The organism is Pseudomaricurvus sp. ABR4_320 (genome assembly GCF_056159445.1).
This window is the reverse complement of record NZ_JBSWVF010000031.1, coordinates 1-24,831: the sequence shown is the minus strand read 5'-3', so window position 1 is coordinate 24,831 and position 24,831 is coordinate 1. Positions and strand designations below refer to the sequence as shown.

General features: G+C 47.2%; 19 protein-coding genes. 14 read left to right on the top strand and 5 right to left on the bottom strand.

Annotation, left to right across the window (positions count from 1 at the left end):
* Positions 1-4: 4 nt before the first annotated feature.
* The 3 genes from ACXAFR_RS26405 to ACXAFR_RS26395 form a co-directional block, all read right to left on the bottom strand.
* Positions 5-946: a sugar phosphate isomerase/epimerase family protein gene (locus tag ACXAFR_RS26405; protein WP_475182935.1), complete on the bottom strand. Its 942-nt coding sequence runs from the start codon at positions 944-946 to the stop codon at positions 5-7.
* A 107-nt stretch (positions 947-1,053) separates the two neighbouring features.
* A complete protein-coding gene (locus ACXAFR_RS26400) occupies positions 1,054-3,921 on the bottom strand; it encodes a TonB-dependent receptor (RefSeq protein ID WP_475182933.1) in 2,868 nt (955 codons plus the stop codon).
* Positions 3,911-4,069, bottom strand: a complete 159-nt coding sequence (locus ACXAFR_RS26395; RefSeq protein WP_475182932.1) for a hypothetical protein — start codon at positions 4,067-4,069, stop codon at positions 3,911-3,913. The genes ACXAFR_RS26400 and ACXAFR_RS26395 overlap by 11 nt, the downstream gene beginning before the upstream one ends.
* Before the next feature lie 509 nt (positions 4,070-4,578).
* On the opposite strand from ACXAFR_RS26395, the gene ACXAFR_RS26390 reads away from it, so the two are divergent.
* From ACXAFR_RS26390 to iolG, 9 genes are all read left to right on the top strand, one after another.
* Positions 4,579-5,994: a sugar porter family MFS transporter gene (locus ACXAFR_RS26390; protein ID WP_475182931.1), complete on the top strand. Its 1,416-nt coding sequence runs from the start codon at positions 4,579-4,581 to the stop codon at positions 5,992-5,994.
* Positions 5,995-6,090: 96 nt separating this feature from the next.
* The gene (locus ACXAFR_RS26385) at positions 6,091-6,783 is read left to right on the top strand and encodes a Fe2+-dependent dioxygenase (protein WP_475182929.1); all 693 of its coding nucleotides are present in this window, start codon (positions 6,091-6,093) and stop codon (positions 6,781-6,783) included.
* Positions 6,784-7,066: 283 nt separating this feature from the next.
* On the top strand, positions 7,067-8,974 hold the full coding sequence (locus ACXAFR_RS26380; protein ID WP_475182926.1) for a bifunctional 5-dehydro-2-deoxygluconokinase/5-dehydro-2-deoxyphosphogluconate aldolase: 1,908 nt from the start codon (positions 7,067-7,069) through the stop codon (positions 8,972-8,974).
* Between the two features lie 36 nt (positions 8,975-9,010).
* Positions 9,011-10,861 (top strand): 3D-(3,5/4)-trihydroxycyclohexane-1,2-dione acylhydrolase (decyclizing), encoded by a 1,851-nt coding sequence (gene iolD, locus ACXAFR_RS26375; RefSeq protein WP_475182924.1) that lies wholly within the window; start codon positions 9,011-9,013, stop codon positions 10,859-10,861.
* Between the two features lie 19 nt (positions 10,862-10,880).
* Positions 10,881-11,777, top strand: a complete 897-nt coding sequence (gene iolE, locus ACXAFR_RS26370; protein WP_475182922.1) for a myo-inosose-2 dehydratase — start codon at positions 10,881-10,883, stop codon at positions 11,775-11,777.
* A gap of 35 nt (positions 11,778-11,812) precedes the next feature.
* Complete coding sequence (locus tag ACXAFR_RS26365; RefSeq protein WP_475182920.1) at positions 11,813-13,315, top strand: CoA-acylating methylmalonate-semialdehyde dehydrogenase; 1,503 nt, start codon at positions 11,813-11,815, stop codon at positions 13,313-13,315.
* A 122-nt stretch (positions 13,316-13,437) separates the two neighbouring features.
* Positions 13,438-14,256 carry a TIM barrel protein gene (locus ACXAFR_RS26360; protein WP_475182918.1) on the top strand — a complete coding sequence of 273 codons (819 nt, stop codon included), beginning with the start codon at positions 13,438-13,440 and terminating at the stop codon, positions 14,254-14,256.
* A 39-nt stretch (positions 14,257-14,295) separates the two neighbouring features.
* Positions 14,296-15,198 carry a sugar phosphate isomerase/epimerase family protein gene (locus ACXAFR_RS26355; RefSeq protein ID WP_475182916.1) on the top strand — a complete coding sequence of 301 codons (903 nt, stop codon included), beginning with the start codon at positions 14,296-14,298 and terminating at the stop codon, positions 15,196-15,198.
* 51 nt (positions 15,199-15,249) lie between these two features.
* Positions 15,250-16,260, top strand: coding sequence for a bifunctional inositol 2-dehydrogenase/D-chiro-inositol 1-dehydrogenase (iolG, locus tag ACXAFR_RS26350; RefSeq protein WP_475182914.1), 1,011 nt, complete (start codon positions 15,250-15,252; stop codon positions 16,258-16,260).
* Between the two features lie 384 nt (positions 16,261-16,644).
* Here iolG and iolB read toward each other — a convergent pair whose 3' ends face one another.
* On the bottom strand, positions 16,645-17,463 hold the full coding sequence (iolB, locus tag ACXAFR_RS26345; protein WP_475182913.1) for a 5-deoxy-glucuronate isomerase: 819 nt from the start codon (positions 17,461-17,463) through the stop codon (positions 16,645-16,647).
* A 619-nt stretch (positions 17,464-18,082) separates the two neighbouring features.
* Here iolB and ACXAFR_RS26340 point away from each other — a divergent pair.
* Complete coding sequence (locus tag ACXAFR_RS26340) at positions 18,083-18,454, top strand: hypothetical protein (RefSeq protein ID WP_475182911.1); 372 nt, start codon at positions 18,083-18,085, stop codon at positions 18,452-18,454.
* Here the strand turns inward: ACXAFR_RS26340 and ACXAFR_RS26335 are convergent.
* A complete protein-coding gene (locus ACXAFR_RS26335; RefSeq protein WP_475182909.1) occupies positions 18,409-19,374 on the bottom strand; it encodes an IS30 family transposase in 966 nt (321 codons plus the stop codon). The genes ACXAFR_RS26340 and ACXAFR_RS26335 overlap by 46 nt on opposite strands.
* A 415-nt stretch (positions 19,375-19,789) precedes the next feature.
* Between ACXAFR_RS26335 and ACXAFR_RS26330 the strand changes: the two genes are divergently transcribed.
* The 4 genes from ACXAFR_RS26330 (at position 19,790) to ACXAFR_RS26315 (ending at position 24,531) form a co-directional block, all read left to right on the top strand.
* The gene (locus ACXAFR_RS26330; protein ID WP_475182908.1) at positions 19,790-20,218 is read left to right on the top strand and encodes a hypothetical protein; all 429 of its coding nucleotides are present in this window, start codon (positions 19,790-19,792) and stop codon (positions 20,216-20,218) included.
* A 356-nt stretch (positions 20,219-20,574) separates the two neighbouring features.
* A complete protein-coding gene (locus tag ACXAFR_RS26325; RefSeq protein ID WP_475182907.1) occupies positions 20,575-22,674 on the top strand; it encodes a TonB-dependent siderophore receptor in 2,100 nt (699 codons plus the stop codon).
* Positions 22,675-23,444: 770 nt separating this feature from the next.
* Positions 23,445-23,918: a VOC family protein gene (locus ACXAFR_RS26320; protein WP_475182905.1), complete on the top strand. Its 474-nt coding sequence runs from the start codon at positions 23,445-23,447 to the stop codon at positions 23,916-23,918.
* 235 nt (positions 23,919-24,153) lie between these two features.
* Entirely contained in the window at positions 24,154-24,531 is a 378-nt protein-coding gene (locus ACXAFR_RS26315; RefSeq protein WP_475182902.1) for a VOC family protein, read from the top strand.
* The last annotated feature ends 300 nt before the right edge of the window (positions 24,532-24,831 follow it).

Genomic DNA, 24,831 nt, shown 5'->3' with positions numbered 1-24,831 from the left:
AAGATTATTGGCTAATCGTCTGCTTGAGGGCATTGATAGAGGTTTCGATACCGGCTTCGACGGACATGGTCAGATCTTCCATTTCCAGTGAAACTACATCGTCGTAACCACACATCTTGACCACCGAGAAGAACTCTTTCCACCATTGCAAGTCTTGTCCGCAACCCACGGCGACGTAATTCCACGCTCGAGTGGCAACATCCGCAACGGATTTTGTCTCCAGGCAACCATTGGTTTCGATTAAGCCCCGCTCCATACGAACGTCCTTACCGTGGACGTGGTGAATGGCATCACCTAAGGCGCGGGCAGCGGCGATAGGGTCTGCTCCCATCCACAACAAATGGCTAGGGTCAAGGTTGAGACCAACCACTGGACCTACGGCATTGCGCAAGCGGAATAGGGTTTCCGGATTGTACACCAGCTGACTGCTGAAATTTTCTAGGGCAATTTTTTTAACACCGCACTCTCCAGCCAAGGTCACCAGCTGTTCCCAATAAGGAATAGCCACATCGTTCCACTGGTAGTTCAGCATCTGCTTGAGTTCTGGTGGCCAGCTGACGGTGTAGGTAATCCAGTTAGGCGTTTTGTCTTCCGGCGTCGCTGGTGGTAAGCCACTCATCATGACGATTTTTTCGACACCCAAGAGCTCGGCCAACTGAAAGGTATTCTGCGTGTCCTGGCGGTGCTTGGCGCCCATTGGACCGGGATCAAGAGGATTACCAGAGCAATTCAGCGCGGCGATTTTCATCCCGCGGGTTTCTAGAGCGGATTGAAATTCCCGACATTTACCGGCGTCACTAAGCAAGGCTTCTGCTCTGATATGTGGTGCAGTAGACCAACCGCCCACTGCCATTTCCACATGATAGATATCATAGGAAAGTAGCTTGTCGAGCATTGCTTCGTAACCCAAATTGCCGAGACTGTCTGTACAAAATGAGAGTTTCATAGCCTTTCAATCCAAAAAGAGGTGTGATTGTTTTTATGCGGTTGCATCATGCCACAAAAAGAGCCGGGGATGGTGTTTCCCCGGCTAAATGAGTACCGCCGTGAATATTAAAACTGAGCCCGGAAGCCGAGAGCGTAGCGTGGGCCGGTTTTGCTGTACCAAATGAATTGGTTGTCGTATCGACCATGCTTACGCAGCTCTTCGTCTCCAAGGTTGGTGCCTTCCACAAATACCGACATGCTGTCGTTGATGTGGAAGGAGAGACGAGCATCAATTTGCTCGTATTCTTCAACAAAGACTGGCTCTACACCAGCTTTCGGATTCACCAGAGACTCGAGGAATTCATCACGCCAGCTCCAGGAAACCCTCGCTTCGAGGCGATCAGTTTCATAGAAGATGGATGCATTCATTGAGTCTCCCAAGCCAGGAATCGCAAAGGCTTGATCCAACGGTGAATCAGAAGAAACGCCGGCGTTGGAATCCATGTAAGTAGCGTTAGCCGAGAAACCAAGACCAAAATCCAGAACATATTGACCGGCAATTTCCCAACCTGTGACCTCTGCGGTTTCTGAGTTCAGTGGTCGCTGTACATTGACATCAACTGTACCTGCTGCAACATCGATGGCGGGATCAGCAAGGCCTGAAGAGAGCAGGTTGCCAATTTGAACGCCTTCAACGGTAACGTTTTCGGTTCCGACGATAACAAAGTCTTTAACTTCTTTCTCGAAGTAGGCTAAAGAAAAATAGTTCAAATCACCCCAGTAGTACTCCATGCCGATATCCCAGTTGGTCGACGTATAGGGCTCGAGCTCAACGTTACCACCGAAAGCATTGATGGAGTTTGGCCGTAAGTCCGCATAGGAAAGACGTGGCGCCATATCTGCTAACTCGGGTCTGGCCATGGTCTCATACATGGCAAATTTCAGGTTTAAGTTATCCGTTGGCTTCAGGGTCAGCGCTAAGTTAGGCAGAATCTTGCTGTATTCATTGGTCTCGCTTTGCAAGATTACTGAGCTACCTTCTGCGTAGGTGGGCGCATACTGAGTTGCCGTACCCTGGGACAGAGCAACCAAGGTTTGCTGCGCACCGGAGGCTTCATCTTCAGTCCAGACATAGCGCAAGCCAGCGTTTAGTGTCCATGTCCAGTTGCCGAACATCTCACCATCGAGAGTGACATCACTGTACATCGAGAAGATGGATTCCTTGACTTCAAAACTGTCTGGCTGACGGGTACCCACAAAGCCGCCAGGTTGATCCGCGTAAAAATCCGCGTAACTGGAATAACCGGAAGGTAAAGCTACCGTGGGATTACAACTAGGATCGGTGTTACAGGCATCTAGCGCTGCGAAACCTGCTGCTGACGACTGCCAGCCAATATAATCGGACAGGTTAAAGCGATAGACATCCCGGAAGGTATTGGGAGAAGCGCCGGATAAAAGGCCAGAATTATTGCCATCGAGAATCAATTCATTGGGAACATCAACAGAGAAAAAGCAGTAGAGACAGAAAACTTCGAAAGGTGGTCTGACCACATCGACAGTTTTCTCTTCTTCCGAATAGGACGCACCGAAACGAATTTGTGACAACATACCACCGTCGTTAGGCGAGTAGACGTTGTCCAACTTAAACTCTTTAATTTCACCGGTAACGCTATTACCGCCAGTGCCATCACCGGCTTGATCACCAAACTGGGCGACGTGGGAACGATAGCTGTCTTTGTCCAGTAAACGGTTGACGATACTTTGCGGATAGATTAGTTCTGCTTCACTGCCGGTGTTTACAAAGTGGAAGTCATCGCTAGGGTCGGTAGGGTCATCGGTGAAGCCCATCACTGCCTGACCATTGCCTTTACTCTGCTTGGCTTCAGATTCAGACCAGGAAATATCCAGGCTGGTTTGCAATTCATCGGTGGGTGCCCAGTCCAGGTTAAAACCAACAGCGTGAGTTTCCGTAGGACGGCCTTCCAAGCGGTTCATAATACCGACTTCACTGGAAATATCTTCGGCGAGAACGGTACCGTTCATATCCAAGACAACGTCGTTGATCGCATCCGCGCTACCAAACCAGGAGCCCAGCAAATTCGACGAGGATTCCACTTCATACTCGTTGTAAAAGCCATCGACAGTCATTCTTAAGTTGTCATTAATGTCGTGCTGGAATACACCCTGTAAGTTAGTCCTCTCTCGAGATTGTATACGGCGGCCAGTTTGGGTTTCTCGAGGAATAAACGCAGTGTCGACATTACCGGGGTTGGAGTTAGCATCTAAAAGATCCAAATTTGCCACGGAGGTAGGAATCCAACCGTTAGTATTGGTGTAATCTTCTTCAGATTCTCTTTCCTGGTAAGAGCCAGAAATTAAAAATGCGCTGCGATCGTCGTTAAAGACTTTCGAGAACAAGGCGAAGCCTTGGGGCGTGATCTCGCCACTATTGCTGTCATTGAGGGCTTTCCCAGATATCAGCACCTGATCGCCGAGGGTAAACGGGCGAGCGGTATTCAAATTGATGGTGGCGCCAATGCCGCCTTCTTGTAGATGCGCTGTTCCACTTTTGTAGATTTGTGCCCCAGAGATTAGCTCTGCCGGATAGAGATCGAAGCTAAACTCGCGACCACCGGTTTCAGAAACAATTTTGCGACCATTCACTAACACCGTATTAAAGCTTGGACCAAACCCACGCACGGTAACGAATTGTCCTTCACCGCCGTTGCGGTCAATGGCGATGCCGGGAATTCTCTGTAAAGACTCAGCGATGTTCGAATCGGGGAATTTACCTAATCCCTCGGCAGAGATGGCATCCATCACCCCGACAGAATCGCGCTTGATATCCTGAGCTTGTTTAAGACTGCGTTGAATTCCTTGCACAACAACTTCTTCAATCTCTGTGCCTTCTTGAGCGATAACTTCGCTTGCCCCCAAGGCAACAGCACAGGAAATACATTGAGCGAGCAGGTTTCTCTTACCGTTAAATCTCATGGGAATTAGCTCCTGGTTTATTTTTTTTATCTATCAGTCGGTCAAAACAGCTAACCGCTTTTTTAATAGTTAAAGCCGGAGAGGCTTTCTGTTTAACGTTATTAATTGGGCGTTTATTAATTTTATTTTCTGCCGAGCTGCGAGCCACGCTAATCTTCGCAATCCAGTGCAAAATAGTCCGCCTGTGTACGGTATGGATTTTCGAATGTCGCTGATACCGGACTGACGAGAAATTTATAGAACATAATTTCGAGTGTCAACAAATATGAAATAAAAATTGCGAAATGGAAAGGCGTTCTAATTTCGAAGAGAAGTTTTTACAAATGGTGTTACTTAAAGATACTTGTTTTTACTAATTGTGAAATATTGTGACATAAAAATTAAAAATCCGTTTTTTATGTTGATTGTTATGCCATAGAAGCAAAATATTTTTGAAATTTTCGTTATAGAATTGCATCGAAATTTTGTCGCTCGAGGTTTTCAAAACGGATTTTGCGCGTTTCACACTGATAAATAGGGTGGGCAATAAGTAAAATTATTATTTTATAAAATATATATTGAAATATAAATTTCGTTAGAGTTATTATGCTGCTTGGCCAGAGCCGTTCTATACAACAATATTTCTCATAATTAATAACGATAGTAGGAGGGACGACAATGCCCCAGGTCGCCGTAGCACAGACCCAGGCTTCATTACCAAAAGATGAAGCGGGACCCCATCATCAAAGGCTAGGCATGATTGCCGTCATTGCGACCTTTGGTGGACTTCTCTTCGGTTACGATACCGGCGTTATCAATGGTGCCTTGGAGCCTATGAAGGCCGATCTGCAGCTTACCGCTGCAACTGAAGGCTTTGTGGTAAGTATTTTAATCTTTGGCGCGGCCATTGGGGCCATCATTGGCGGCAAAATGGCGGATTATTATGGACGCCGCCATAACATTCTCATGCTTTCGTTGGTGTTTGTGGTCGGTACTATCGGCTGTGTGCTTGCCCCAAGTTGGCAAATTCTTGCCTTTTTTCGTTTTGTTCTCGGTTTAGCGGTGGGTGGAGCCTCCACCACAGTACCTATTTATCTCGCTGAGGTGGCTCCTTACGAGAAGCGCGGTAGTCTCGTTACCCGCAACGAGGTAATGATCGTGTCCGGTCAATTCGCTGCCTTTATTGTCAATGCGATTCTGTTTAACGTTTGGGGAGAGCATCTCTCTATCTGGCGCTACATGTTGGCGGTCGCCGTCTTGCCTGCCATTGCGTTGTTTATCGGTATGTTACGTATGCCGGAGAGCCCCCGTTGGTTGGCCTCCCAAAATCGAGAGAAAGAAGCGCTGGCAGTACTTAAGCAGGTTCGTTGTCCGGCTCGTGCTCGAGCAGAGATGGCGGATGTGGTCGCGGTATCCGAAGATGAAAACAACGAGGTCACCGGTATTAAAGCCTTGTCCGTACCCTGGATTCGTCGCTTGATTCTCATCGGCATCGGCTTGGGTATGTTCCAGCAACTTACCGGTATTAATTCCATTATGTATTACGGGACCCAGCTACTTCAGGGAGCCGGTTTCTCAAGTGAAGGGGCTATCGTTGCGAACACGCTTTTTGGGCTGGTTAGTGTCGTAGGGATTCTGGTTGGCTTGGTGGTCATGAATCAGATCGATCGCCGTACTATGTTGCTTGGTGGTTTTGCGCTGACCACGCTGTTCCATTTGCTGGTGGGGCTGTCCGCTTATTTCTTACCGGAAAGTGATATGAAGCCGTACTTCCTGCTCGCGTTTGTGGTCGCCTTCGTATTTTTCATGCAGGGAACCATCGGACCCTTGGTATGGCTGCTGCTGGCGGAGATGTTTCCGTTGAAGATACGTAGTTTTGCCATGGGCGTTTGTGTCTTCATGTTGTGGGTGACCAATGGCTGTGTTGCTTTCGGTTTCCCTCCTCTGGTGCATACCCTGGGAATCGCTTCAACATTCTTTGTGTTTGCTGCTCTCGGAGTCTTAGCCATCGTCTTTATCTTCTATTGTGTGCCAGAGACCCGCGGTAAATCTCTGGAAGAGTTTGAAGAAGAATCCAGAGCCGTTTATCAGTAATTGATCGCATCCTGTGATGCCATTCATTAGAATGGCTCACAGACTTTAAAAGAATAAATTGTTCCAAGGTAAGCAAAGACCGGGAGGGCAGAAAAAATGTTTGGCAAGGTTTCTCTATTTTCCCAAGCTGAATGTGAAAAAATCATTTCGGATCTGACGGCGCTCGAGTGGTCAGTCGGTATGTCTCCAAGCAGTCTTTATCGGGAAGAGGTAAAGCGCAATCGCGAGATATCGCTGCAGATGTCCGAGCACACGGTTATCGCCGATGAGCATATGAAAACCATAACTCGCAAGATTATGGAGTCTCAATTTTTGTCGGATCGGCTGTTTCCGAAGTCCATGGTAAGTCCCAAATTCAATCGCTACGGCGTCGATGAACAATATCGACCCCATGCGGATGCCTCACTGATGGGGAATGCCCGCAACCAAGTTAGAACAGATATTTCAATTACACTGTTTTTGTCTGACCCGAAGAACTATGAAGGTGGTGAGCTGGAGCTCTGCTATCCCAGCGGCAGCCGTTTCAAATTGAAAGAACCGGCCGGTACCTTGGTGTTTTATCCGTCTGGCGTTATGCACCAAGTTCACAGTGTGACCGCAGGTGAAAGGGTCGCTTTTATAGCCTGGATAGAATCAAAAATTCAAAATCCTCAGCAGCGAGAACTGCTGACAGAGATAACACTATTGTGCCGAAGCCTGGAAGAAAACCCGGAAACCGCACTCTCTGAGGCTCATGTTCAGGCCCAGAATATAAAGCACAATCTATTTCGAATGTGGTGGCATAATTAATTTTGTCTAACTAACGGCGCCGTTAGACAAGAGTTTGGGTGTTTGTCTAGGACACCGTACTCGTGAAGAGGCCAGCCCAAATGCAAAGGGGGATGTCTTTCACTGAGTCGTAAGGCTTAAAACGAAAGGGGAAAAACCCTGCTTTTGGTGCTCATATTTCATAAAATATATATTGAAATAAATATTCCATTGTCGTAATCTTCAGTCATTGCATGGACAGTGCAGAAGAAACAAAAGATGTCCGCCTACAGAAAAAAGCGGCATCCGCGAACGGAGAGAATCTATGAATAGTAATAACAAAAATCTCGATCTAATCTGTTTGGGAAGAGTTGCGGTAGATTTATACGGCCAACAGATTGGCGCTCGTCTCGAGGACGAAGCGACTTTTGCCAAGTATCTGGGAGGTTCCTCCGGCAACGTGGCTTATGGCACCGCCCGAATGGGTCTCAAATCATCTATGTTGGCTCGGGTTGGTAATGAACATATGGGACGCTTTGTTCGCGAAGAACTACAGCGTGTTGGCGTTGATACCAGCCACCTGATTACCGATCCAGAACGTCTAACAGCTTTGGTTATTCTTGGTATCAAGGATCAGGACACATTCCCGTTAATTTTCTACCGCGATAACTGCGCGGACATGGCGATTACTGCTAACGACATTAGCGAAGACTATATTGCCTCTGCACGGGCATTAGCTATCACCGGCACTCACTTATCCCATCCGGCGACTCGTGAAGCGGTTTTAACGGCATTAAATTATGCCGGCCAACACGGCTTACGGCGGGTACTCGATATTGATTACCGTCCGGTGCTGTGGGGATTAACCAATCCCGGTGACGGTGAAACTCGCTTTATTGCTTCAGAGAATGTCACTGCCAAGTTACAGGAAGTGATTCACCATTTTGATTTGATTGTCGGCACCGAAGAAGAATTTCATATTGCCGGTGGTTCCACGGATACCGTCACGGCGCTACGCCAGGTACGTGAATGTACCTCTGCGACATTGATCTGTAAGCGCGGCGCTCTGGGTTGTTCTGTGTTTGAAGGGGTTATACCCAATAGCCTGGATGATGCACTTACTTTCTACGGTGTCGAAGTGGAAGTGCTCAACGTCCTGGGTGCCGGTGATGCGTTTATGTCTGGTCTGCTGCGTGGCTATCTTAACGATGAAACCTGGGAGCAGAGTTGCCAGTATGCGAATGCCTGCGGTGCCTTGGTTGTCTCTCGTCACGGTTGTTCGCCGGCGATGCCGAGCAAAGAGGAGCTGGACAATTATCTGTCCCGAGCGGAGTCAGTACCGCGTCCGGATCAGGATTCATTGCTAAATCATCTACACCGAGTGACCACCCGCGATCACAGCTGGGGCGAGCTCAATATCATGGCGTTCGACCATCGCAGTCAATTGGTGAAATTGGCGCAGGAGGTTGGTGCCGATGAAGCGAAAATTCCACAATTAAAGCAGTTGATATTAGAAGCCGCTGACGAAGTTCTTAGCGAAGAACAACTGACCGGAAAAATCGGTGTCTTTGTCGATGGAACTTTTGGCCAGGATATTCTCAACGCCGTTACCGGTCGCGGCTGGTGGGTGGCCCGTCCAATCGAATTGCCGGGATCCAGACCCTTGCGTTTGGAACATGGCAACATTGGCGCCCAATTGATTGATTGGCCTCTCGAGCAAATCGTTAAATGTCTGGTGTTCTACCACCCTGAAGACGGCGCGGAATTGCGCATGGACCAGGAGCGTACCATTCGTGAGGTATATCAGGCTTGCTGCAAAACCGGACATGAGCTGTTACTGGAGGTTATTTTGCCTTCGGACATGGAGCGCAGTGACGAGCTTTATATTCGCACCATCAAGCGCTTTTATAATCTAGATATCAAACCCGATTGGTGGAAGATTCCGCCTCTGGCACCGGCTTCTTGGGATGAGCTCACCCAGCTGATTGAGGAGCGGGATCCCCATTGCCACGGCGTTGTGATCTTAGGTTTGGATGCACCCATGGAGCATTTGCAAGACGGCTTTAGGCAAGCTGCAGGTAAAGAGATCGTCAAAGGTTTCGCGGTAGGTCGCACCATATTTATGGATCCTGCGCGCAACTGGCTGTCTGGTCATTATGACGATCAAGCCTTTATCAAAGCCATCAAAGCAAACTACGTGCAACTCATTCGTATGTGGCAGGAACGCGGTTAAGGCCCGTCAGCGCAATAACAATAAGGTACTTATTACATGGCGAAGACAATACGTTTAACAATGGCGCAGGCAGTCGTTAAATACCTGCAGGCCCAAAAAGTCATGATCGATGGCGAGATTACTCCTTTGTTCGCGGGTGTCTGGGCTATTTTCGGTCACGGTAACGTCGCTGGCTTGGGCGAAGCTTTATTTCATGTCAAAGACTCTTTTCCGACTTACCGGGCTCACAATGAACAGGCAATGGCTCACGCAGCGATTGCGTTTGCGAAAACCAACAACCGCCAACAAATGATGGCTTGTACAGCATCGGCTGGCCCTGGTGCAGTCAATATGGTGACAGCTGCCGCCGTCGCCCATGTTAATCGATTACCTGTACTGTTTTTGCCGGGAGATACCTTTGCCACGCGTTTGCCGGATCCTGTGTTGCAGCAGGTTGAAAATTTTCATGATCACACCCTGACCTCCAATGATTGTTTTAAACCGGTGAGTCGATTCTTCGATCGGATTACCCGTCCCGAGCAGTTGCTAACGTCATTACCACAAGCAATCCGAGTGTTGACCGATCCCGTCGAGTGCGGTCCTGCTACCTTGGGTTTACCTCAAGATGTGCAAACCTTGGCTTGGGACTATCCCGTGGAATTTTTCCAGGAGCGAATTCACCGTCAGCGTCGTCAAGGCGCGGATATGTTCGAATTGGATGAAGCCGTAGCGATGATTCGTGAGGCCGAGAAACCGCTTTTGATCGCTGGTGGCGGTGTGCATTATTCTGGCGCTTTAGAAGAGCTGTCCCGTTGGGTCAGTGATCAAGCGATTCCTGTTTGTGAAACCCAGGCGGGGAAGGGCGCTTTGGCCTGGGATCATCCCCAGAATATGGGCACCATTGGTGTTACCGGCGCTGCCTCCAGTAACTATCTCGCCTCTGAAGCGGATTTGATTATTGCCGTTGGTACCCGCCTCGGAGATTTTGCCTCTGGTTCTCGCTCTCTTTTTAACGCCGATGCCAAGCTGATATCGATCAACGTCGCTTCGTTTGATGCCATCAAACACAAAGCCCAGCCTTTGGTTGGCGATGCCAAATTGACTATTCCCCAAGTTCACACAGCTTTGGAAGGCTGGCAGCCTGCTGGTCATTGGATAGAAACCAGCGTGCATCAAAAGGCTCGCTGGGATGCGATCGTCGATAAAGAAACTGCGGATAAACACAGCGACTTACCCGGTGATGCCGAAGTTGTTGGAGCTGTAAACCGAGCCGCGGGTGAAAAAGACATAGTGGTCTGTGCGGCGGGTGGTTTACCCGGCGACTTACAGAAATTCTGGCGTACTCGTTACGATCGCGGCTATCACATGGAATACGGCTATTCCTGTATGGGCTATGAGATAGCCGGCGGTCTCGGCACCAAAATGGCTAAGCCGGATTCAGAGGTTTATGTCATGGTTGGTGATGGATCCTACCTGATGCTCAACTCCGAAATTGCCACCTCGGTCATGCTGGGCCACAAGATGACCATCGTTGTTCTGGATAATCGCGGCTATGGCTGTATTCATCGTTTGCAACAGGTTTGCGGCGGCCCTGGTTTCAATAATTTGCTGGACGATTGCCTGACTGTCGAGCAGGGCGCGCCAAAAACCGATTTTGCTGCACACGCAAAATCTCTGGGTGCTGCGTCTGAAAAAGTCGATAGCATTGCCGAACTGGAAGAGGCTCTGCAACGAGCTAGAGCCTCGGATATCACCTATGTGATTACCTTGGATACTGATCCGCTATGTGGTTCTGAAGGCGGACATTGGTGGGATGTTGCGGTGCCGGAAGTTTCCGAGCGCGAAGAAGTGCGCGCAGCGCGGGAGTTTTACGAGTCCAAGAAATCCCGTCAGTTCGACAATCTTTAATCTCTATTTGGACCAGGTTATGTCAACGGTAAAGTTGGGAATCAATCCACTCACGTGGACAAACGATGATTTGTATACCCTCGGTGATGAGACGCCTTTGGAAACCTGTCTTACCGAGGGGCGCCGGGCAGGCTATGCCGGTTTTGAGCTGGGCCATAAATTTCCTCGGTCGCCGGAGCAGTTACAACCCATTTTGGAACAACACAGTTTAGAGTTGGTTTCGGGTTGGTACTCAGGTTCCCTGTACGAAAATAGTGTCGAGTTTGAAATCGACTCGGTACAGGAACATCTTCATCTGTTGAGGACATTGGGTTGCCAGGTCATGGTGTATTGTGATGTTACCGGATGTGTTCATGGGAACCAGTCGATGCCGGTTTTACATCGAACGCCAATCGCCTCAGAACAATGGAAAGCCTACGCAGCGAAACTGAATCGTTTTGCCGAATATACCTTATCCCAAGGGGTGCAACTGGCTTATCACCATCATATGGGCACGATCATTCAATCCGAAGCAGAAGTTGACTCCCTGATGACCTACACCGATGACAGTGTTGGTTTGTTGCTGGACTCAGGACATCTGACCTATGCCGGTGGTGATCCGGTTGCGGTAGCACGCCGCTGGGGTAATCGCATTAATCACGTACATTGTAAGGACATTCGCAAGAGCGTGATGGATGAAGCCATTAATTGTAATAAGAGTTTTTTGGATGCGATGTTAGATGGGATTTTTACCGTCCCCGGAGACGGTTGCGTCGACTATCCCGCCGTGTTTGCCGCGTTAAGGGAAGTGAATTACCAGGGCTGGCTGGTGGTCGAAGCAGAGCAAGACCCCGCGATCGCAGAACCAATGAAATACGCACAGCTTGGTTATGACAACCTTCAGCAAATGGCTCGCGAAGCGGGCTTGTTACAGTAAACAATAATGACACTTTCTCGAAAGGAGAAAACTCAGTGAAGACTCTCGGTAACTTCGTCAATAATGAAATCGTTTGCTCCAGCGAGGAGCGTTACACACCGGTTTATAATCCCGCCACAGGCAAGCAGATCGCTCAGGTTGCTTTGTCTTCAGCCGCAGAGGTTGACCAGGTAGTCGCAGCAGCCCAGGCTGCTTTTCCAAAGTGGGCAGCCTTAAGTCCATTAAAGCGTTCGCGAATCATGAATCGCTTTTTAGGGTTGTTGGAAAAAAATGCCGACAAATTGGCTGAGCTGATTACCATGGAGCATGGTAAGGTCCATTCGGATGCCTTGGGGGAGGTCACCCGTGGACTGGAAGTGGTCGAGTTTGCCTGTGGCGGGCCGCACCTGTTGAAAGGTGAAGTTTCTGAAAATATTGCCTCTGCCATCGATAGCCACTCGCTGCGTCAGCCGCTCGGCGTCGTTGCTGGTATCACACCATTTAACTTCCCAGCGATGGTGCCTATGTGGATGTTTCCCGTCGCTCTTGCTTGTGGTAACACCTTTGTATTGAAACCTTCCGAGCGCGATCCCTCTGCGTCTTTGTATTTCGCCGAGCTGATCGCCGAAGCGGGATTTCCTGAAGGTGTTTTCAACATTGTACAAGGCGATAAAGTCGCTGTTGATACCTTGCTGGCACACCCCGATGTGAAAGCCGTGAGCTTTGTTGGTTCAACGCCCATTGCGAAATACATTTATGAAACCGGCGCTCATTACGGCAAGCGTGTGCAAGCGCTGGGCGGCGCCAAGAACCATATGATCGTGATGCCGGATGCGGATCTAGATAAAACCGTCGATGCTTTGATGGGGGCGGCGTACGGATCCGCCGGTGAGCGCTGTATGGCGATTTCTGTAGTGGTTACCATTGGAGATGAAATAGCCAATCAGCTGCGCGAGCGTCTCGTTGAACGTCTGAAAACCATGGTGGTTGCTCCAGGAACCGATCCCGCTGCGGAAATGGGTCCGTTAGTCACCCAGCAGCATATGGATCGTGTTACTGGCTATGTCGATGCGGGCGTGAAAGAGGGGGCGGAACTCGTCGTCGACGGGCGTCAGTTTAGTATGGATCGCGAAGGTTTTGAAAACGGCTTCTTTACCGGTGGCACCTTGTTTGATCACGTCAAACGCGACATGTCCATTTATCTGGAAGAAATCTTTGGACCTGTACTCTGCATGATGCGTGTACAAACGTTTGCCGAGGCGCTGGAACTGGTGAATACCCATGAGTTCGGAAACGGTACCGCGATCTTCACCCGCGATGGTGATTCCGCTCGGACGTTTGTCAATCAAGTTCAGGCGGGTATGGTCGGAGTTAACGTTCCCATTCCAGTGCCCATGGCATTCCACAGTTTTGGTGGCTGGAAGGCTTCACTGTTTGGCGACCACCATATGCACGGACCTGAAGGCGTACGGTTTTATACCAAACTGAAAACCGTCACCTCTCGTTGGCCAACAGGTGTTCGCAGCGGCGGCGAGTTCAGTATGCCGACAATGGAGTAAGGCATTTTACCAAGGTATTGTGCTAATCGCGGTAGCCGGCCAAATGGCAACAGAAGAGAAGCACGAATCGTTAAACGATTGCGTTGCCTCGATGATTCAAAAAATAATGAGATCTGCCTTTTATGTCATCTGCCACATTAAGATTCGCTCTAAACCATATGGCCTGTCCCGCCTTGTCGCCAATGCAGCTATTGGATGCGGCCCAGGAATTAGGTATTGATGCTGTAGAGCTGCGCAATGATGTTCGGGAAAACAGTATCAACAATCTCGATATCGCCAAGGTTGTAGGCGAAAAAGCGAAAACGATGGGGATACGGGTTCTTAGTATCAACGCGCTCTATCCCTTTAATGTTTGGGACGATTCCCGTGTTGAACAGGCTCGCCAGCTATCCGCATTGGCGGCCGCGGCGGGCGCTGAAAACCTGGTTTGTTGTCCATTGAATTCTGGTGAGCATTCCCGCGATGACGGGGTACGTCTGGAACAACTACGAACTTCACTCGCAGGTCTCAAACCAATTTTGGAAGAGTTTTCTCTCAAAGGGTTAATCGAGCCTCTGGGTTTTCCGGTGTCTTCACTGCGGCTCAAGCAAGAAGCCTTGGATGCGATAGATGCTGTGGGAGCTGCTGATGGCTTCCAATTGGTACACGATACCTTCCACCATGTGGGAGGGCAGGAGTCGGACTTCTTCCCAGCGCGTACCGGACTGGTTCATGTTTCCGGCGTTGAAGATGACGTGAGTTCCGACGCTATGCTCGACGCCCACCGTGTCTTTGTCGGCCCGAAGGATTGGTTGGGAACCATCGCTCAAATCAAGCAACTCTTGTCGAACGGATACCAGGGTTATATCTCCTTTGAACCGTTTTTCGATGGACTTTGGACGTTGGAGAATCCTGTGAACGAGATTCGCAAGTCCATCGAGTATATCCGTAGTCAGTTATAATGATTTTATAAAAATAGATAATTTGAGGACGCCAGAATAATGAAAATTGCGTTAGACCCCTATATGCATCGTCATATCTCTTTGGAGCAACTTCCCGCTTTCGTGAAGCAGATGGGATATGACTATATTGAATTATCACCGCGCGCGGATTTCTTGCAGTGGTGGACACGTCCCCGTGTCTTTCCTGCTCGAATTAAAGCGTTCAAACAGGCCATGAAGTCAGCGGATTGCCAATTGGCGACGTTACAGCCCATGTATCGTTGGTCAAGTCCTTATGAGGACGAATGGAAAATGGCAATTGACAACTGGAAGCGCTGTATCGAAGTCGCGGTAGAAATGGATTGTGAGTTGCTGATTTCGGAGTTCGGACGGGGAGCATCTCCAGAGCGCTCACAAGCCTGTACACAGGGTATCCATATGCCGGAGGCCTGCGAAAATGCCTTCTGGCGTTCTATGGATGTCCTCGTTCCTATCCTGGAACGTGAAGGTTTGATATTAAGTATCGAACCGCACCCGGAAGATTGGGTGGAAGAAATTGGACCGGCGATGGATATCATCAAGACCATCAATTCCAAGTCGATTAAAGCGTCCTACATTGCGCCGCACTCCTATTACTATGGAGAAGATCTCGCCGCGTCTATTCGCGCTACCGAAGGTGAATTGGTTCATGCGCGTGTGGCAGATACCTTCAACCACAAGGCGTCTTCACAATTGAGATATATCGTCAATCCTCCCGGTTCCAATGCACGTGTCCATCAGCACTTGAATATGGGCGAAGGGGAATTGGATTGGGATACCTTCTTTAAAACGCTCCATGAAATTGGCTTTGACGGTGTCCTGTCCAGTTGTGTTTTTGCCTGGGAAGAAAAAGCGGAAGCGTCATCGAAATTTATGCGCGAAGAAATCCAAAGCTACGTCGATAAATATTGGAATAATAAATAACTCAACTCTGACTTGTCGCTTATTCACAGCGCATAATAAAGGTAAAAACCTATGACTATACGATTTGGTGTCATCGGAGCAGGAATGATCGGTAAAGATCATTCCAGACGTATTACCAACGTGCTCACTGGCGGTGCCGTGGTTGCCGTAAATGATGTGAATCTTAACCAGGCAAAAGCTTTGGTCGACGACCTGAAGCTTGACGCTGAGGTGTTTGATGATCCTATCGCCCTGATCAATTCTTCAAATGTTGATGCGGTTATGGTTACTTCTTGGGGGCCAACCCACGAAGAATTCGTACTGGCGGCGATCAAAGCGGGTAAGTATGTTTTCTGCGAAAAGCCCTTGGCGACCAGCGCCGTTGGCTGCCGTCGAATTGTTGAAGCGGAGATCGAGGCCGGGCGTAAGTTGGTGCAAGTCGGTTATATGCGCCGCTACGACAGTGGCTATCGCTTGCTGAAAAAATCTATTGAAGCTGGCGAGCTGGGCGAAGTGCTGATGTTGCATTGTGCCCACAGAAACCCAGCAGTCGATACCAACTACATCACTAAAATGGCGATCGAAGATACCCTGGTACACGAACTGGATGTGTTGCGTTGGTTGCTAAAGGATGATTACAAAACCGCTCAGGTTGTCTTCCCTAAAACCACCAAATACAGTCACAGTAACCTGGCTGATCCACAAATTGTTTTGTTGGAAACGGTTTCAGGTGTACGCATCGATGTAGAAATTTTTGTGAACTGTCAGTACGGCTATGACATTCAATGTTCTGTTGTCGGTGAAGAGGGCGTCGCCAACCTGCCAGAACCCCAGAGTTTGCTGAAGCGTCAAAAGGGCAATTTGGGTACGAAAATTCTGGACGATTGGCGTCAGCGTTTTATCGATGCCTATGATGTCGAGTTACAGGAGTTTATTGACGACGTGAATCGCGGTACTTTGCGTGGACCATCAGCTTGGGACGGTTATGCAGCCGCTGTCGCCAGTGACGCTTGTGTTAAAGCCCAAGCCAGTGGAGCTATCGAGCAGGTTAGTATGCCAGATAAGCCCGACTTCTATGGCTAAAGATTAAAACCTAAAGAATATTTGTAACTTGCGCTGGCGGCCTCGATTACGGTTGTTATCTACAGCGGTATCGTTAGAAATAAAAAAAGCCCGGAAAATTCTCCGGGCTTTTTTTATGGCCAGTAAAACAGAAAAAGTAGATATCGAGCTCTTATTTCACATTTCTAGTCCGGAATATTACACCTATAAGAATACTGAATTACGTTAGAAGGGCTTCTTAATCTATGGACAAACGACATCTCGGTATTGGCTCTGGAAAGGATTTTAACAATAGATATTTTGACTTGAGAGTTTAGAAAGTACACTTAGTGAACAGGCATAAAAAAGGCGCCTTATTAGGCGCCAAGCAAACTATTTAAACGGGAATCAAATAGTTGTACAACTCTATTTTGCGGGGTAGTCAGGACCATTAACCCAATTGTGGTCTTGTTCCCAACTGAAGCACCATTGCCGCTCCGGGCCCGCCATAACATTCAGATAATAACTACTGTAACCGGCAACTGTTGCTACCGGGTGATAACCCTTTGGTACTTTCACAACGTCTTTATCGTATACCGCCATGGATTCATCCAGGCTACGATCATCGGTGTAAACCCGCTGAAAAACAAACCCCTGGGGTGGATCGATCCGATGGTAGTAAGTTTCTTCCAGATAGGTTTCATCTGGTGAACGGGACTGGTCGTGCTTGTGCGAAGGATAAGAGCTGGTGTTGCCTTCGTCGGTATAGACCTCCACGACCAGCAAGCTATCTGCGGGCTTGTCCTGAGGCAGAATATTGTGCACGTAGCGTTGGTTAAAACCTTTGCCTCGGGCTTCCGCGTCAATGTCAGCGGGAGTAATCAAACGGGCTTCATGGTTACCATTACCGGGTGCTTGGCAGATCGCCAATTCCATATCGGTTAACGCGGTAACCTCATAATGGTCACCATTCGGCAGGTAAACGGCAAACGGTTTTTTCCGCTCGAAAGGGGACATGCGATCACCGACTTCACTGAGCGTAAGCGTGTTGGACGTTAACGACATTTTTCCAGCGATAAGAACTAAACAGACTTCGTTGTCGCCACATTGACCGCTGAAGGAATCTCCCGACTTGAGCTCACAAACTTCAAACCCGACATAACTCCATCCTGCGGATTCCGGAGTTATTGACTGGGTTTTTTTCGACTCGCCAGGCGCTTGATACTTTGAGAGTAAGCTTGGCACTGTTGAAACCTCTTTATGAATTTATGCAGGCTAGAATACCTGAAAGAAATATATATTTCTACGTTAAACAAAAGAAAATATATATTTCATTGTGTTGGCGTGAACCACTATCGTAAGGATAGCATTTCCGTTCGTAGAACCAATTCAAGCACGCACTAAGGCGACGACTATACTTAGATAGAGAGCCACTGTAGTCGTATAAATTGTCTACTATAGAAACGACTATACGATTGGCGAATACATGCTGACAACGGCGCAAAGCTTCCCGCAGAAATCAAAGTAACCCCCTTTAATCTTACCGAGCACGGTGAAATTTAGGCTGAAGAAAACGGGTTGCCTTGAAAAGGTAGACTTCGATTCGAAAAGACACATGCGTGAGCGACATTATTGATTATATTTATGTCTTTTTAATTTGAATCAATTGAGCTTATCGAAAAATGACGGCATTAAAATGAACGACGACGACTTCAAATAAATGATTAAAGCGGTAAAAACAACAAAACATATAGCAGCCTTCTTTTTTCTTAATAGCGTGCATTTCAACGTTAACAAGCTGATTGATTAGTAAACAGATCAAGGAATTTATAAAGATACCAACTTTCATCAAAGACGTATTTCTATGAGCTTTGCACCCTGTATTAAAGAAAGTCTACGCCACAATATTATCGTTTATTTGTTTTATGACGCTCCTATAAAAAATGATTTTTTTAAGTTAAAAAGAGGACGAATTACGATATTAATGATAGTGATGTCATTGACTAGCGTGACCATTTCTTGGGACTTACTAATGCCGCCTCCAGAGCTTCATGAGCTTCATGTTCTTGAAGGGAAATTGTCCAAAGTTATTACAAAAGCTAGAAATCGCTTCGTGGTTAAAATTCTGGTAATCGATAAAGACGGCAATAAAAATATTTTCCCAACTTTAGGCAACTATATTTCTTGGATTCAACTCACTAGTGCAACCGATGGATTGATTCCTAAAAATACCTGATTAGGTGTTTTCATACCAAGACATTTTGTTGGTCGATTATTGAGTTTGTACATGATCTGATTGATCTCCTGTTGAGTGACTGTTTTCAGATCGGTGCCTTTCGGTATGTATTGCCGTATCAGGCCGTTGGTATTTTCGTTCAGCCCACGCTCCCAGGAAGCGTAGGGGTGAGCAAAGTAAAAGTCAGCATCAAGTTGGCTGGCTATTGTTTGGTGATCGGCGAATTCTTTGCCATTGTCAGACGTCATTGTGATAACAGAGTCACTGTATGGCGAAAGCAAGTTGATGATAGCTTGCGTGACGCACTTGGCCGTTTTTCGCTCTACCCTCTGAATGAGGGTGAAACGAGTACGGCGCTCGGTCAGAGAAACAATCGCCTGCTGATGACCCTTCCCAATGATCGTGTCGAGTTCCCAATCGCCAATTCGCGAGCGGGTATCAACGATTTTAGGGCGCTCATCAATACTGACGCGGTCAATTATTTGGCCTCGGCGGCTGTAGCTGCCATATCGTTTACGACGGACTTTCTTGCAACGCAGGTGGGTATATAGGTCTCCACCGGAGGCTTTATCCTGGAGAAGATATTGATAGATCCATTCATGACTCACACGAATGTCGGAAACGGTTTTGAGCCAAAGGCTAATCTGCTCGGGACTCCAATCCATACGAATGAGCATTTCAATGAATTGCCAGGTATCGAATTGAAGTCGCCTGGAAGCCTTCGCAAGACGGCGCTCCTCAGCCCATCGTTGCGCCTGTTGAGGGCGATAGCCACGCCGTCCGGTATTGCGGCGAATTTCACGACTGATCGTGGATTTGTCCCGATTCATTTCCAAGGCTATTTGAGATTGCTTGAAGCCTGCTTTCAAGTAGGCGTGAATCTGGTATCGTTCTTCCTTGGTAAGCTGTTCGTAACTCATTGCGTTCCTCTTGCTTGGCGGTTAGAAGGAACTGTCAATGATACAGCAGCTTACCCTCTAACCAACTCCTCAAGAGTTGCACTTCGAAGTTGAATTCACGTTTATCAATTAGATATGCCTCATCAGTATCAAAAATTGAGAGAGGAATGTGTCGGAAAAAACATAACCGTGGGTTGGTACGAATACCGCTACTACTTTTTTAAGGTAGGAAAATATCCGTATTGGATAAAAACGTGCACACCTGAACTCAGTGTTGATTACGGAAAAGAGCTAGAGCGCAGGGATAGGGTTAGAGGATTTGGTTATTTCATGTTGTTTTTTGCTTGCACATTAATTGTAATTTCAATTTATCAATTTCTTCGTAATTACTCCGAAGCAAAGGCTTTATTATTGAGGCGTAGATAGCACAATGGGGATGAGTGTCAGTAATTTAATATCCCAGACCAAGAAAAAGTTACGCCACAATATCTTGGTGTATATGTATTACGATGTTCCAAAACAAAAAGAAATAATGAAATCGAAAAAGGGAAAGCTATTATTAGCTTTCTTAATTCTAGTTCTAGCGAATACTTTTTATCAATGGGACTATCTTTTATCTCCTCCGAAAGCAGAGCAACTCAGTGTTTTAAATGGTGTTTTAGATGAGGTAGTAACGAAAAGTCATAGAAGGTTTGTAGTTAAAATAAAAGTGACGGATGAGCGAGGAAAAAGAACATCTACTACCAACCTTTGGAAATTATATTTACCAAATAGATATGCCTCATCAATATCAGAAATTGCGTCAAGAGTGCGTAGGAAAAAATATTTCCATTGGATGGTATGGGCGCCGATTTCCGTTTTTTAAAATCGGAAAATACCCTTATTGGATGAAGACCTGCAATAAGAATATCGGCGTTGAATATGAAAAAGAAATTAATGATAGGAAAGATAAAAAAATATTCTATCTTTGCATTATAGGAGTTTATTTAATTTATCCTGCCATATATGCCTTATATTTTTTAACGTTCTATAAAGATGCAAAGGAAATGTCTGCTAACTTCCAGATAAAGGAATAATTTAGAAACATAAGCCGCTCTGCAGGCCAGGCCACTTATTATCCCGCTGGCGCATTTATCTGACATGTTATAACATAACATTCTTTGTGGGTTTTCTATTGAAGGCGGCCGGGAGAGGCGCCTTCTTTTTGCTTGGGGAGTAAAAATGAAGAACATACTTGCGCATATGATGATGTTAGCTTGTGGCTCCGTTTCACTATTGGGAACGAATATTGTGATGGCGCAGACCAACGATTCATCCAGCGACGATATCGAAACCGTCGACGTGGTTGGTAGTCGTCAGGCTTATCGGGGCCAGTTTACGGCCATGGAAACACCTCAGGCTAATCTGGAGATCAACTCTGAAGCATTGAAAAATGCCGGGGCTGTGGATTTGAACCAGGCTTTGGACCTCTCGGCAACGGTCGCTCGGCAGAATAATTTTGGCGGTTTGTGGAATAGCTTTGCTCTCAGAGGATTCGTCGGAGATGAGAATCTACCCAGTAACTTTCTGGTCAATGGATTTAACGCCGGTCGAGGATTTGGTGGGCCTCGAGACCTTTCCGGCGTAGCCTCTGTCGAGGTATTAAAAGGCCCTCGCGCAGCACTTTTCGGTCGTGGTGAGCCGGGAGGCACGATCAATCTCATCACAAAGAGACCCACGTTCGAGAGAGAAGGGGAGGTGAAAGTGAGTGCCGGTAGTTTTGATACCTACCGTACGGATGTCGATTGGACTTCCCCTTTATCTGATGCTACTGCTTTTCGTATCGCAGGTTTTTACGAAGACGCAGGCAGTTTTCGAGATACCGTTGAGACTACTAAACAGGGTTTGAGTCCGTCGCTAGCAATTCGCTTTAATGAGCAAAGCGAAATGACTTACGAGCTAGAGTACAGTCATCAAGAGATTCCATTCGACCGCGGCGTACTCGCCATCGATGGTGAGTTGGGTGCTATTCCCGAGAGTCGCTTTCTGGGCGAGCCTGGCGACGGCCCCATAGAAACCGACGTTCTGGGGCACCAAATTGAATTCCATCACGATTTCAATGACAACTGGAGCGCTCTGGCAGGATTTAGTTATCGTGAAACGTCGCTGGAAGGCTATGCGACTGAAAATGGCTTTGCTGCCCCGGATGAAGACGGAACTTTTGGACGCTTCAGTCGCTACCGTGACTATGATGCAAGCTACTATGTCTTTCGAGCGGAGTTGAGTGGTAGTTTTGAAACCGGAAGTTTCACGCACCGAGTCATCCTTGGAGCAGACGCCGATGAGTTTGAGAATGACCAATTCGCCTTAAGAGATAGAACCACTGACCAAAGTATCAATATCTACAATCCTGTCTACGGCGCTTACCCATTACCGACACCTGAATTAGCAGGTTATCTTGATAGGGTTGAAACCCAGGAGACTGTCGGTATTTACGTTCAAGATCAAATAAGCCTGACAGAAAATCTGGATCTTAGAATCGGCGCTCGTTTTGACGACTATGAACAGGAATTGCACAATCGCAGATCTGACAGTCGTTCGGAGTACTCTGAAACTCAAGTCAGTCCACAGTTTGGTGTCGTTTACAAAGTGACGGACGAGGTTTCCGTTTACGCCGTGTATGGCGAGAATTTTCGTCCCCTATCTGGAGCTACTAAAGAGAACGATTTGGAACCGAATCAATCGGAATCAACAGAGATTGGCGTGAAATTCTCCCTGTACGACGGCGCCCTAGAAGGTAATCTTGCGTTGTTCGACGTGGATCAGTCGAATATATCCACGGTGGATGCGGATTTCAATGCAACAGCGATCGGTGAAGCTAGTAGCCAAGGCGTCGAGTTTGATCTTAACGGTAGCCTCACGGATTCTTTAAGTCTCTGGTTGTCTTACGCCTACATCGATGCTGAGACTGAAAACGCTTACAACGACCCAAATTTTGGTACAGAGGTGCCGGCGGGCTCAGATCTGCTCAACGTTCCTGAAAATCAATTGACACTGCAGCTGGTACAGCGGTTGTTACTTTCAGGCAAAGAGTTGAGGCTCATTGGTGGAATGATTTATGTTGACGAAAGAAATGGATTTTTTAGTAATCAGGAATTTAAGTTGCCAAGTTATACGACAGTCCGTGTAGCAGCCAGTTACGATATTACTGAATCCTTTGAGGTGAGCGCGGAAGTAAACAATCTCTTTGATGAGGAGTACTATACGAATTCTTTCTCAGATACTTGGGTCCAGCCGGGTACACCGCTAAGTGCTCGCGTGTCTGCCTCATTTCGGTTTTAATTAGATATGGCTCGCTAATCTGAATTAACCTTACCGCTTAGATCTCCGGGTCTAAGCGGTATGAAAATCAGAAAAGCTTTTTAACTAACGATTTACGTCCGTTGAATTATGCTTTCGCAGTAGCTGATGCGAAAACGTAATTCCCTCAGAAATGAGTTTCTCCACGGGCCGATTACACGTAGATCTTTTCTCAATAAGCCATTAGTTAATCATGGCTCAAACTAATGGCCTTGGTCCAATCTAGGTTTCAGTCGATGTGGAGCCTCTACACAGGGTTTTATATTGACCTAGTCTGAACTAATCTATCATTTATTCTCTGCCGCTTCGTAGGTTTTTTGCAAAATTTAATGTTGAGTCTTCTCCAGGTAATCAATGTTGCGCTAATCGAAAACACTAGTCCAGCAAGGCTAAGTGTAGGGAGAGTGAGATGGCCCCTCGCAGGGTTTTCTATTTATAAGAGTCCCTCGCTGATCCAATTGCAGGACTTCGGCTACTTCGCTAAGCAGCAATAGAGTCCGCGTAAATTCGTCCATGATGACAGTTCCATTGACTTTAATGTCTTGGCTTGTCGGACAAAGGGTGTTTATACTAGCCCATAGCACCTTCAAGCTCTGGACGGTTGGTACCGGTTAGTAAGCGATGATGAGTTGGCTTGTCCGCCGAGAGGCTACCTGATCTTAGTGGCAGCTATCAAATGTCCCGGTGTTTCAGTGTAATAATAAACATAATTAAGCGCTCATGGCGCTAACACGACAACAAGGATATCAAGCATGATTGCCTTTACCATGTTAGGGACGAACGATTTACCAAAAGCTGCTGCTTTTTATGACGCATTAATCGGCGAAATGGGAGGGCAGCGCGCTGTTGATCTTGGTGACGCCATTCTTTACTCCGGTTCTGACGGAGGTCCGCTTTTTTCTATAACTCAGCCTGCAGACGGTAACGCCGCAACGGTGGGGAATGGGACTATGTATGCGCTTGCTGCTCCTGATGCAAAGAGCGTAGATCGATGGCACGCTAGAGCAATTGAGCTTGGCGCAGAGAATAGTGGTGATCCCGGCGCACGTTCGCGTGGCCCTCTTAATTTTTATGCCGCCTATTTTCGCGATCTTGACGGTAACAAGCTCAATTTTTTTCATTTAATTGAAGAGCCAGACGCCACCCCGACAAAGACAAAACCTATAGAAAAGGCTGCGGAGCCCGCCGGTTTTGTGTCCAAGATTCTTTCCTGGTTAAAGAGATGATCTGGTATCTAAGGTAAACCGTAAGTTATACACTCTAAAATTGGCACCAAACTATTAAACGTTTAGTCCAAGAAGGATCATTTTTGGGTAACTAATTTCGAATTTATAAAAATATGTGTCTCTCAGCTAGTATCAATATCTTAGCCTGCGACAGAGGGTGCATCAACATACGCCTAATATTGCAAGATAAACCAAGCACCGAAAACACTATAAACTTAATAATAAGGAAACTAACATGCTTGCATTCACAATGATAGGAACGAACGATCTTTCAAAGTCGGCTGCTTTTTATGACGCCCTCATTGCAGAAATGGGCGGTAAGCGAGCGGTAGATTTGGGCGATGCAATTCTATATTCCGGGGCCGACGGAGGTCCGCTATTTTCCATAACAAAGCCCGCAGATGGTAACGCCGCGTCAGTTGGTAATGGTACGATGATCGCGCTAGCTGCACCGGATGAAGCAAGTATTAAACGCTGGCACGCTAAAGCGATTGAGCTCGGTGCAGAAAATAATGGAGATCCGGGTGCGCGGGAGCGAGGTCCCTTGAAATTTTATGCCGCTTACTTTCGAGATCTCGATGGCAATAAGCTAAACTTTTTCCACCTCTACTAAATATATTGGGCGAAACATAAATGGTTTCGCCCGATACATTTAATGTGGTCCCTAGCTTGGTAAACGAGTCTAAACAAGTTGGCCTTCTGTTGAGAAAAAATTTCAAAGTCATTGGTGTGAGATAAAGTCGCCGAAAAACTAAGTTTTAAATGGGATAATTTTAAATTACAAATATCGAGTAGTTGGCTTTTCAATCGGCTTGTCTCTAAACAGCAGATGAAAAAGTATTACATTCAGGCTACTCGTTTCTATTTGGCCGCCCAAGTAAAATATTATTTTTGAGATTGGGCTAAAAGTAAG